Origin of the sequence: Kitasatospora griseola, from assembly GCF_014648555.1 — a bacterium.
GTDB classification, from domain to species: Bacteria; Actinomycetota; Actinomycetes; order Streptomycetales; family Streptomycetaceae; genus Kitasatospora; species Kitasatospora griseola.
Genome location: NZ_BMRI01000030.1, coordinates 1 through 11,230 on the forward strand (window position 1 = coordinate 1; position 11,230 = coordinate 11,230).

10 protein-coding genes are annotated in these 11,230 nt (G+C 71.6%); 5 read left to right on the forward strand and 5 right to left on the reverse strand.

Annotated elements, in window-relative coordinates:
- Positions 1-120: 120 nt before the first annotated feature.
- Positions 121-915, reverse strand: coding sequence for an isoprenyl transferase (locus IEZ12_RS28225; RefSeq protein WP_189275829.1), 795 nt, complete (start codon positions 913-915; stop codon positions 121-123).
- A gap of 336 nt (positions 916-1,251) precedes the next feature.
- On the opposite strand from IEZ12_RS28225, the gene IEZ12_RS28230 reads away from it, so the two are divergent.
- Positions 1,252-2,859 (forward strand): chitinase, encoded by a 1,608-nt coding sequence (locus IEZ12_RS28230; protein ID WP_189275832.1) that lies wholly within the window; start codon positions 1,252-1,254, stop codon positions 2,857-2,859.
- Positions 2,860-2,971: 112 nt separating this feature from the next.
- Here the strand turns inward: IEZ12_RS28230 and IEZ12_RS28235 are convergent, their stop codons facing one another.
- On the reverse strand, positions 2,972-3,634 hold the full coding sequence (locus IEZ12_RS28235; RefSeq protein WP_189275834.1) for a prepilin peptidase: 663 nt from the start codon (positions 3,632-3,634) through the stop codon (positions 2,972-2,974).
- 119 nt (positions 3,635-3,753) lie between these two features.
- On the opposite strand from IEZ12_RS28235, the gene IEZ12_RS28240 reads away from it, so the two are divergent.
- Positions 3,754-4,968, forward strand: a complete 1,215-nt coding sequence (locus IEZ12_RS28240) for a pyridoxal phosphate-dependent aminotransferase (protein WP_189275836.1) — start codon at positions 3,754-3,756, stop codon at positions 4,966-4,968.
- A gap of 72 nt (positions 4,969-5,040) precedes the next feature.
- On the opposite strand, the gene IEZ12_RS28245 is transcribed toward IEZ12_RS28240, so the two are convergent.
- Positions 5,041-6,867, reverse strand: coding sequence for a phosphoenolpyruvate carboxykinase (GTP) (locus tag IEZ12_RS28245; RefSeq protein ID WP_189275839.1), 1,827 nt, complete (start codon positions 6,865-6,867; stop codon positions 5,041-5,043).
- Between the two features lie 264 nt (positions 6,868-7,131).
- Here IEZ12_RS28245 and trhA point away from each other — a divergent pair, with 264 nt between their 5' ends.
- Positions 7,132-7,800: a PAQR family membrane homeostasis protein TrhA gene (gene trhA, locus IEZ12_RS28250; RefSeq protein ID WP_373295538.1), complete on the forward strand. Its 669-nt coding sequence runs from the start codon at positions 7,132-7,134 to the stop codon at positions 7,798-7,800.
- A 56-nt stretch (positions 7,801-7,856) separates the two neighbouring features.
- On the opposite strand, the gene IEZ12_RS28255 is transcribed toward trhA, so the two are convergent.
- On the reverse strand, positions 7,857-8,129 hold the full coding sequence (locus tag IEZ12_RS28255) for a hypothetical protein (RefSeq protein WP_043915843.1): 273 nt from the start codon (positions 8,127-8,129) through the stop codon (positions 7,857-7,859).
- Between the two features lie 214 nt (positions 8,130-8,343).
- On the opposite strand from IEZ12_RS28255, the gene IEZ12_RS28260 reads away from it, so the two are divergent.
- Both IEZ12_RS28260 and IEZ12_RS28265 read left to right on the forward strand, forming a co-directional pair.
- Complete coding sequence (locus IEZ12_RS28260; RefSeq protein WP_189275843.1) at positions 8,344-9,939, forward strand: MFS transporter; 1,596 nt, start codon at positions 8,344-8,346, stop codon at positions 9,937-9,939.
- Positions 9,936-10,592 carry a TetR family transcriptional regulator gene (locus IEZ12_RS28265; protein WP_189275845.1) on the forward strand — a complete coding sequence of 219 codons (657 nt, stop codon included), beginning with the start codon at positions 9,936-9,938 and terminating at the stop codon, positions 10,590-10,592. Before IEZ12_RS28260 ends, IEZ12_RS28265 begins: the two co-directional genes overlap by 4 nt.
- Positions 10,593-10,599: 7 nt before the next feature.
- Here the strand turns inward: IEZ12_RS28265 and IEZ12_RS28270 are convergent.
- On the reverse strand, positions 10,600-11,230 hold a 631-nt coding region (locus tag IEZ12_RS28270), incomplete at its 5' end, for an NADP-dependent oxidoreductase (RefSeq protein WP_229848181.1).

Below are 11,230 nucleotides of genomic sequence, written 5' to 3' on the forward strand. Positions count from 1 at the left end.
CCCCGACTGGGGGACGGGTAGGGGAGACTGACCGCCCACCGGCCTCACCCCCGGCGGCGCAGCCGGTGGTCGCAGCCCCGATCGGCGGGCGGGTACGACCAGCAGATGGCTGACCGACCGTCAGCGGCCCATCCGCCGGTTGCGCAACTGGTAGTCGCGCAGCGCCCGCAGGAAGTCGACCTTGCGGAAGGCCGGCCAGTAGGCCTCGCAGAAGTAGAACTCGCTGTGCGCGGACTGCCAGAGCAGGAAGCCGGACAGCCGCTGCTCGCCGGAGGTGCGGATCACCAGGTCGGGGTCGGGCTGGCCCTTGGTGTAGAGGTGCTCGGCGATGTGCTCGACGTCGAGGATTTCGGCCAGTTCCTCGATCGAGGTGCCGCGGCCGGCGTGCTCCTGGAGCAGCGAGCGGACGGCGTCGGCGATCTCCTGCCGGCCGCCGTAGCCGATGGCGACGTTGACGGTCAGGCCGTTGATGTGCGCGGTCTGCTGCTCGGCGCGCTTGAGCACCTCGGCGGTGGGGGCGGGCAGCAGGTCGAGCGCGCCGACCGGGTGGACCTTCCAGCGGCCGGCGTCGACCAGGCCCTGGACGGCGTCCTCGATGATGCCGAGCAGCGGGACGAGCTCCTCGGCGGGGCGGGCCAGGTTGTCGGTGGAGAGCATCCACAGGGTGACGACGCGGACGTCGGTCTCCGCGCACCAGCCCAGGAACTCGCTGATCTTGTCGGCGCCGCGCTGGTGGCCGTAGGCGGTGGTGCCGCCGGTGGCCTTGGCCCAGCGGCGGTTGCCGTCCAGGATCACGCCGATGTGGCGGGGGGTGTTGGCCAGGTGCACCTCGACCCGGCGGCCGTACAGCCGGTAGGCCTTGTCCAGCAGGGTGCGCAGCACCGGCGTGCGCTCCACCACATCGCGCAGACCCATCGTGAACGGCCCCTCCGTGCTGATTGCTCCGGGTGCGAAATCCCTGCGGCAGCCTACTCCGCCAGGCATTACCGGACGTAAAACCGCAGGTACCGGTCTTGTCACAGTGCGCGCCCGGGGCGGGATACGGAACGGTCTCCGAATCCTTAAACGGTCCCTAAACCGGATTCCGGGTCTTGACGCTTGCCATTGGTCTAGTCCAGCGTGTGGTCAGCACCACAGCGGACCCACCCCCACAGCGGAGCCGCCGCGACCCCCACCGCGGCGGCTCTCCCTTCCCCCGCCACGTCTGCTCTCCCCCACACCCCTCCCCCATCTCCTGCACTGGAGCCTGTCATGGCCCGTACCCTGCAGCAGCCGTCCCACCGGCGCCGCAACAAGTTCCCGGCGGTGCTCGCCACCGCGACCGCGCTGGCCCTGGCCGGCACCGGACTGGCCCTGTCGGCCGGCGGCGCGAACGCCGCGGTCGGCAACCTGGTGAGCAACGGCGGCTTCGACTCCGGCCTGTCGGGCTGGACCTGCACCGGCAACGCCGCCACGGTCTCCACCCCCGTGCACTCCGGCGCGGGCGCGCTGGCCGCCACCCCCGGCGCCGGCGACACCGCCGAGTGCACCCAGACCGTCTCGGTGCTCCCCAACACCGCGTACTCGCTGAACGGTTGGGTGCAGGGCTCGTACGTCTACCTGGGCGCCCGCGGCACCGGCGGCACCGACCCGTCCACCTGGTCGGCGCAGAGCAGCTGGAACCAGCTGAACACCAGCTTCACCACCGGCGCCAGCACCACCAGCGTCACCCTGTACGTCCACGGCTGGTACGGCCAGCCTGCCTACTACGCGGACGACATCCAGCTGATCGGCCCGGGCGGCACCGCCACCCCGTCGCCGTCCGCCACCTCGGTCTCGCCGAAGCCGTCGGCGTCCGCCTCCGCGTCCCCCTCGCAGAGCGCCTCGCCGTCCGCCTCGGCCTCGCCGTCGCAGAGCGCCTCCCCGTCGGCGTCCAACTCGCCCAGCCCGTCCGGCTCGGCGACCACCCCGGCGCCCAACACCGGCCTGCCCAAGCACCTGCTGACCGGCTACTGGCAGAACTTCGACAACGGCTCGACCGTGCAGAAGCTGCGCGACGTGCAGAACGCGTACGACATCATCGCGGTCTCCTTCGCCGACGCGACCACCACCCAGGGCGGGATCTCCTTCACCCTGGACCCGGCGCTCGCCACCAAGCTCGGCGGCTACACCGACGCCGACTTCAAGGCCGACATCGCCGCCAAGCACGCGGCCGGCAAGAAGGTCGTGCTCTCCATCGGCGGCCAGAACGGCGCGATCTCGGTGGGCAGTTCGGCCGCCGCGACCGCCTTCTCCGACTCGGCGTACAAGCTGATCCAGCAGTACGGCTTCGACGGCATCGACGTCGACCTGGAGAACGGCGTCAACTCCACCTACATGGCGCAGGCGCTGCACACCCTGCAGGCCAAGGTCGGCTCCGGCTTCGTGCTGACCATGGCGCCCGAGACCATCGGGATGTACTCCACCGCGGGCGCCTACTTCCAGCTGGCGCTGGCCACCAAGGACATCCTCACCGTCGTCAACACCCAGTTCTACAACTCCGGTGGCATGAACGGCTGCGACGGCAAGGTCTACACCCAGGGCACCGTCGACTTCATCACCGCGCAGGTCTGCACCCACATCCAGGGCGGCCTGCGGCCCGACCAGGTCGGCATCGGCGTCCCCGCCTCCACCAAGGCGGCCGGCGGCGGCTACGTCAACTCCACCGTGGTGAACAACGCGCTGGACTGCCTGGCCACCGGCAACCACTGCGGCAGCTTCGTCCCGCCGGCCAAGTGGCCGACCATCCGCGGCGCGATGACCTGGTCCACCAACTGGGACGCCAACAACGGCAACGACTTCTCCAACAACGTCGGCGCCTTCGTCCACAACATGCAGTGACCTTCCGCCGGTGCGCCGCTCCTTGAGGGTGGGGCAGGTGCACACACAGGGGCCCGTCGTACCGCTGGGGGTAGGACGGGCCCCGCCCCTTTTTCCGGGGCGGGACGCGGCGTCAGGACGTGACCAGGACCGCCGCCAGGGTGCCCAGCAGCATCGCCGGGCCGAAGGCCAGTTCGGTGCGGCGGCCGGCCCGGCGCAGCACCAGCAGGGCGACCGCCCACACCGCGGCGATCAACCACATGTAGAGCAGCCCGGCGTAGAACGTCCGCCAGCCGCCCAGGCCGAGCACCGCGCCGAGCGACGGGGCGAGCTTGACGTCGCCCAGGCCCATCGGCGCGAACAGCGCCAGCAGCAGGAACAGGCCGCCGAGCGCGCCCGCCGCCAGGGCGCAGCGCAGCCACACCTCCGGGCGGTGGTCGGCGACCGGGACCAGCAGCGCCGTCCCGACCAGCAGCGGCAGGGTCAGCGCGTCCGGCAGGCGCTTCACCGCGGCGTCCACGAACCCCAGCGCCACGCCGAACAGCGCCATCCAGACCAACAGCGGCAGCCACCGTCCCGGGGCGTGCGCGGCCAGCAGTGCGCCGACGACCGCGGCCGTCACCTCCACCGTCAGCGGCGGCGGCCCGGGCCGCTCCCCGCAGCGCACGCAGCGACCGAGCGGCGTCACCGCGCAGGCCCGCCACGGCTCGCCGCCGGGCACCGCGTACCGCACCACCGCCGACCGCAGCAGCACCCCGACCAGCAGCCCGAGCACCGCTCCCAGCGTTGCCAGCATCCGACGCCTCCCCTGACGGCCCGCCGCGACCCTACCGCCGCACCACCGTTCGCCCGTCCGTGTCCAGGTGGCGAACACCACGCGGAACCCGGCCCGGGCCGCCCGTAAAGTAATCGGGCATGCAGGTCATCCAGTCCAGCAAGCTCGCCAACGTCTGCTACGACATTCGCGGCCCGGTGCTCGACGAGGCGATGCGACTCGAGGAACAGGGTCACCGCATCCTCAAGCTCAACACGGGCAACCCGGCCGCGTTCGGCTTCGAAGCCCCGCCCGAGATCCTCCAGGACATCCTCCGCAACCTGTCCTCCGCGCACGGCTACGGCGACTCCAAGGGCCTGCTGTCGGCCCGCCGCGCCGTCGTCATGCACTACGAGGACCGCGGCCTGCACGGCCTGTCGGTCGAGGACGTCTACCTGGGCAACGGCGTCTCCGAGCTGATCCAGCTCGCCATGACCGCCCTCCTCGACGACGGCGACGAGGTCCTCGTCCCCGCCCCCGACTACCCCCTGTGGACGGCCTCGGTCTCGCTGGCCGGCGGCACCGCCGTCCACTACCGCTGCGACGAACAGGCCGAGTGGTACCCCGACCTGGCCGACATCGCCGCGAAGATCACCGACCGCACCCGGGCGATCGTGGTGATCAACCCCAACAACCCCACCGGCGCCGTCTATACGCGCGAACTGCTGGAAGGGATCGTCGAACTCGCCCGGCAGCACCGGCTGGTGATCTACGCGGACGAGATCTACGACAAAATCCTCTACGACGGCGTGGAGCACGTCCCGCTCGCCACCCTCGCGCCGGACCTGTTCTGCGTCACCTTCAACGGCATGTCCAAGTCCTACCGGGTGGCCGGCTTCCGCAGCGGCTGGATGGTGCTCTCCGGCGACCGCCAGCGCGCCCGCTCCTACATCGAGGGCCTCAACGTGCTCGCCTCGATGCGCCTGTGCGCCAACATGCCCGCCCAGCACGCGGTCGCCGCGGCACTCGGCGGACGCCAGTCCATCCGGGACCTCGTCCTGCCCGGCGGACGGCTGCGGGCCTCGCGCGACGCCGCGTACAAGCTGCTCAACGAGATCCCCGGAGTCTCCTGCGTGAAACCGAAGGGCGCACTGTACGCGTTCCCGCGACTCGACCCGCAGGTCTACAAGATCAAGGACGACGCGCAGATGGTCCTCGACCTGCTGCGCGCCGAGCGGATCCTGATCGTCCAGGGCACCGGCTTCAACTGGCCCGACCCCGACCACTTCCGCCTGGTCACCCTCCCCCACCCGGAGGACATCACGGACGCGGTCACCCGCATCGGCGACTTCCTCTCGGGCTACGTCCAGCCGTAGAACGCACAACAGGATCCGGCCGAGGACGGGACTGCCGTCTTCGACCGGATCCTGCCGTTCGGTGCTACCGCATCAGCCGAGGCGCTCGACCAGGGCCCGGTACTCGTCCCACAGCTCCTTCGGCGTGTGCTCGCCGAACATCTCCAGGTGGGCCGGGACCAGCGCGGCCTCCTGCTTCCAGATCTCGTTGTCGACCGAGAACAGCAGCTCCTGGTCGGCGGCCGGGATCTCCAGCCCGTCGAGGTCGAAGCCCTCGACCGTCGGCAGCACGCCGATCGGCGTCTCGACGCCCTCCGCGGTGCCTTCGAGGCGCTCGACGATCCACTTCAGGACGCGGCTGTTCTCGCCGTAGCCGGGCCACACGAACTTGCCGCCGGCGTTCTTGCGGAACCAGTTGACGTAGTAGATCTTCGGGAGCTTCGAGGCGTCGGCCTCGGCGCCGATCTTCAGCCAGTGCGCGAAGTAGTCGCCCATGTTGTAGCCGCAGAACGGCAGCATGGCGAACGGGTCGCGGCGCAGCTCGCCGACGGTGCCCTCGGCGGCGGCCGTCTTCTCGGAGGCGATGTTCGCGCCGAGGAAGACGCCGTGCTGCCAGTCGAAGGACTCGGTGACCAGCGGGACGGCGGTGGCGCGGCGGCCGCCGAAGAGGATCGCGGAGATCGGGACGCCGGCCGGGTCCTCCCACTCGTCGGCGATGGTCGGGCACTGCGAGGCGGGGACGGCGAAGCGCGCGTTCGGGTGGGCGGCGGGGGTGCCGGACTCGGGGGTCCAGTCGTTGCCGCGCCAGTCGGTGAGGTGCGCGGGGGCGTCCTCGGTGAGGCCCTCCCACCACACGTCGCCGTCGTCGGTGAGGGCGACGTTGGTGAAGACCGTGTTGCCCCAGAGGGTCTTGATGGCGTTGGCGTTGGTGTCCTCGCCGGTGCCGGGGGCGACGCCGAAGAAGCCGGCCTCGGGGTTGATGGCGTAGAGGCGGCCGTCGGCGCCGAAGCGCATCCAGGCGATGTCGTCGCCGATGGTCTCGACCTTCCAGCCGGGGACGGTCGGCTGGAGCATGGCGAGGTTGGTCTTGCCGCAGGCGGACGGGAACGCGGCGGCGACGTACTTCGCTTCGCCGGACGGCGGGGTGAGCTTGAGGATCAGCATGTGCTCGGCCAGCCAGCCCTCGTCGCGGGCCATGGTGGAGGCGATGCGCAGCGCGTAGCACTTCTTGCCGAGCAGGGCGTTGCCGCCGTAGCCGGAGCCGAAGGACCAGATCTCGCGGGTCTCCGGGAAGTGCGAGATGTACTTGGTGGTGTTGCACGGCCAGGCGACGTCCGCCTCGCCCTCGGCGAGCGGGGCGCCGACGGTGTGCACGGCCTTGACGAACTCGCCGTCCTCGCCGAGCTGGTCGAGCACGGCCTGGCCCATGCGGGTCATCACGCGCATCGAGACGGCGACGTAGGCGGAGTCGGTGATCTCGACGCCGTACGCGGCCAGCGGGGAGCCGACCGGGCCCATGGAGAACGGCACCACGTACATGGTGCGGCCCTTCATCGCGCCCCGGAACAGGCCCTTCTCACCCGAGAAGATCTCCCGCATCTCGGCGGGGGCCTTCCAGTGGTTGGTCGGGCCGGCGTCCTCCTCCTTCTCCGAGCAGATGAAGGTCCGGTCCTCGACGCGGGCGACGTCGGACGGGTCGGAGGCCGCGTAGTAGGAGTTCGGCCGCTTGGTCTCGTCGAGCTTGGTGAAGGTGCCCTGGGCGACGAGCTGCTCGGCGAGGCGGTGGTACTCCTCCTCGGAGCCGTCGCACCACACCACGCGGTCGGGCTGGGTGAGCTCGGCAATCTCGTTGACCCACTCCACCAGGCGCTGGTGGCGGGTGGGCGCGGACTCGGTGAGCGCAGAGATCTGAGACGACACGATCGCTCCGTTTCACACCATCTCGGCCAGGAGACGGTGTCGCGGGGGTTGAGGGTCCTTACACGGTAGACCCGCCAACCGGCCCTCCATTCGTCGAAATGGCGCCATTGACGAGATCTTTACTACGAAGTGTCTGATTGGGATGGCCGAAACCGTCCCCCGCGAGCCTCCGAGAGCCCTTGATCACACCCCCCTAACACTCCAGAACGTCTAAAAGTGAGGATCACCACTTTCCTACGCGCCGGTAACCTACGGTTCCGTAAGATGCTGCCCATGACCGCGGAAGCCCTCGAACTCGTCAAGCCCAAGTGGCGCGGCTGGCTGCATGCCGGCATGTTCCCGGCCTCACTGGCCGCCGGAATCGTGTTGATCTGCCTGGCCGACTCGACGGCGGCGCGGGTCGCCTGCGTCGTCTACTCGGTGAGCGCCTGGATGCTGTTCGGGGTGAGCGCGGTGTACCACCGCTTCACCTGGGGGCCGCGCGGCGAGGCGGTGCTGCGCCGACTGGACCACGCCAACATCTTCCTGATCATCGCCGGCACCTACACCCCGTTCACCATGCTGCTGCTGGAGGGCGCGCGACAGCAGGTGCTGCTGTGGCTGGTGTGGGGCGGCGCGCTGGCCGGAATAGCGTTCCGGGTGTTCTGGGTCGGCGCTCCGCGCTGGCTGTACACCCCGTGCTACGTGGCCCTCGGCTGGGCGGCGGTGTTCTTCCTGCCGGACTTCCTGCACAAGGGCGGCGCGGCCGTCCTGACGCTGATCGTCGTCGGCGGCGCGCTCTACACCATCGGCGGAGTGATCTACGGCCTCAAGCGCCCGAACCCGTCACCGCGCTGGTTCGGCTTCCACGAGGTGTTCCACGCCTTCACCCTCGGCGCGTTCATCGTGCAGTACGTAGGGGTCTCGCTGGTGGCGTACACCGCCGCCGGCTGATCCGCCGCCGCAACGTTCCTGCTCGGCGACGCTGCCCGACGGCAGCGCCCCTCCCCTCAGTACCGCGCCGGCTGTGCGGCCCTCGCCTCCAGCCGCTCCCGGGCCCGACGGCAGCGCTCGCAGTGCGCCGCGTCGGGCCCTTCGCCTGCCGCGCGCTGGTGCGCCCGGCCGCGGAAGCGGTACGCGACCCAGGCCATCACGGCCAGCACTTCGACCGCGGAGACCAGCCAGACCACGCGGGCTCCGCCGATCAAGTACCCGGCTATGACGGCCAGCGCGGCCAGCACACCGACCACGCCGCTCCAGAACCCGGTCGCTCCGTACTCCATTGGCAAACCTCCCACCGGCCGACAGGTTATCTGACAGATCGTCAGAGAACTCCCCACCTACAGTGACACGTTCGGCACTCAGCGCGGGCGAACAGGGGATCAACAGCGCATCAATTCCAGAAGAGGGGATCCCGCAGCGCGGGCTTCGGTTGACACTCGCCATCTTTTGAGAGTTACTCTCACTTGAGAGTAACCATCGGATGGGGGTTCCGTCATGTCTGCTCCACACCCGCGGCGCTGGATCGCACTTGTCGCGGTCGCGCTCGCCGTGCTCGTCATCGGCTTCGACACCACCGTGCTGAACGTCGCCCTGCCCGACCTGGCCCGGCAGCTGGACGTCGGCACCGGGCAGCAGCAGTGGATCGTCGACGCCTACACCGTGGTGTTCGCCGCCGCCCTGCTGCCGGCCGGCCTGCTCGGCGACCGCTTCGGCCGCCGCCGCACCCTGGTCGTCGGGCTCGGCCTGTTCGGCGCGGCCTCCCTGCTCGGCGCGCTCGCCTCCGGCCCCGGGTCGCTGATCGCCGCCCGCGCGGCGATGGGCCTGGCCGCCGCGTTCGTGATGCCGATGTCGATGGCGGTGATCCCCGCGGTCTTCCCGCCCGCCGAACAGCGCCGCGCCACCGCGCTGCTGACCACCATGACCGCGCTCGGCGTGCCGCTCGGGCCGATCGTCGGCGGGCTGCTGCTGCGCGGCTACTGGTGGGGCTCGATCTTCCTGATCAACGTGCCGCTGGTGGTGCTCGGCGTGCTGGCCTGCCTGCTGCTGCTCCCCGAGTCCGCCGACCCGGCCGCGCCCCGGCTCGACCTGCCCGCCGCCGCCCTCGCCGCGGCCGGGCTGTCCGCGCTGACCTGGGGCATCATCGAGGGCGCCGAACGCGGCTGGGGCGACGCCCTGGTGCTCGGCGCGCTGCTCGGCTCGGTGGTCGCGCTGACCGCGCTGGTGCTGCGCAGCCGCCGGGCGGACCACCCGATGCTCGACCTGCGACTGCTCGCCGAGCCGGTGTTCCGCTGGTGCGCGATCGCCGTCACCCTGGTCTCGGTCGTCCTGTTCGGCGGATTCTTCGTGCTGCCCGCCTACTTCCAGAGCGTGCTGGGCACCGACGCGCTCGGCAGCGGACTGCGGCTGATGCCGATGATGGGCGGCCTGCTGGTCGCCGCCCGGCTCGCCGAACGCCTGGTGCGCCGGTTCGCCCCGCGCGGGGTGGTCTCCACCGGCCTGGCGCTGACCGCCCTCGCGCTGCTGCTCGGCAGCCGCACCGCGGTCGGCGACGGCTACGGGTGGACGGCGCTGTGGCTGTCGCTGTTCGGCGCCGGGCTCGGCCTGGTGCTGATCACCGCGACGGCCTCCGCGCTGCTCCTGCTGCCGCCCGCCAAGGCCGGGGTCGGCGCCGGGCTGGTGCAGACGCTCCGCCAGGTCGGCGGCGCGGTCGGCGTCGCCGTGTTCGGCAGCCTGCTGGCAGCCGGCTACCGCTCCGCGCTGGACGTCTCCGCGCTCCCGGCGGACGCCGCGCGCCTGGCCCGCGGCTCGGTGATCGCCGCCGACGCGGTCGCCGAACGGCTGGGCGACCCGGCGCTCGCCGCGTCCGCCCACGGCGCGTACGTGCACGGCATGGGCCTGGTGACGCTGGTCGCGGGGATCCTCGCCGCGCTGTCCGCCGTGCTGGTCGCGGCCCGGATGCCGAGCGGCGGCGACCCGGCCGCGCCGGCCGCTCCGGAGCCCGCCGCTCCCGCCGCTCCCGCCGCTCCCGCCGCTCCCGGGGCGCGGCCGCTGGCCGCGACGGTCGGCGATCCCGGAGAATCGTCGGCATGAGCACCCCGCGCAGCGCCCGGCCCCGCCCGTCCGACGCCTCCCCCGGTTCGCTGGAGGAGCTGGTCGAAGCCCCGATGTCGCTGCGCGAGCGCAAGAAGCTGAAGACCCGTCAGGCCCTGCGCCGGGAGGCCTTCCGGCTGTTCGCCGAGCAGGGCTGGGAGGCCACCACCGTCGACCAGATCGCGGCGGCGGCGGAGGTCTCCCCGGCGACCTTCTTCCGGTACTTCCCGACCAAGGAGGACCTGGTCCTCACCGACGAGTACGACCCGCTGATGGCCGCCGCGATCCGAGCCCGGCCGGCGGACGAGCCGTTCCTCACCTCCGCCCGGGAGGTGCTGGTCGAGCTGGTCCGCCGGATCGCCGAGCAGGAGCGGACGGAGCTGTACGAGCGGATGCGGCTGACCGCCTCGGTGCCGGCGCTGCGGGCCCGGATGCTCGACGGCACCAACCAGCCGACCGGGATGCTGCTCGACCTGCTCACCGAACGGGCCGGACTGGACGCCCCCACCCTCGAACTGCGGATCACCGCCGCCGTGGTCTCCGCGACACTCACCGAGACCTCGCTGTACTGGGCCGACCGCGGCGGCCGGGACGACCTCGCCGACCTGCTCGACCGGGCCCTGCGGCACCTGCAGGAGCTCGACCGGAACTGACGCCCGGTCAGTTCACCAGCACCAGCTTGCCGGTGGTGCGGCCGGTGTCGCCGAGGGCGTGCGCCTTCGCGGCGTGCTCCAGCGGGAAGGTCCCGGCGATCTCGGCGCGCAGCAGGCCGCGTTCGGCCAGGTCGGCGACGGCGGCCATCCCGGCGTGGTCGGCCTCCACCAGCATCATCGCGGTGCGCACGCCGAGCCGGTCGGCCTCCTCGGCCAGCCCCTCGAAGGGGACGGGCAGGATCGACACCAGCAGGCCGCCCGGGCGCAGGGTGCGAAGCGACCGCAGCTGGTACTCCCCGCCGACGGTGTCCAGCACCACGTCGACGTCGCGGACCGCCTCGGCGAAGTCCGTGCTCCGGTAGTCGACCGGCTCGTCCACGCCGATGCCGCGCAGGAAGTCGTGCTTGCCCGCGCCGGCGGTGCCGATCACGTACGCGCCGCGGGCCTTGGCGATCTGCACGGCGAGGTGTCCGACGCCGCCGGCCGCGGCGTGCACCAGCACCCGGTCGCCGGCCTTCACCTGCGCGGTGTCGACCAGTGCCTGCCAGGCCGTCAGTGCGGCCAGCGGCAGCGCGCCGGCCTGGACGACATCGACGCCGGCGGGCCGGCGCACGAACGCCCGGGCGGGGCCGGTCACG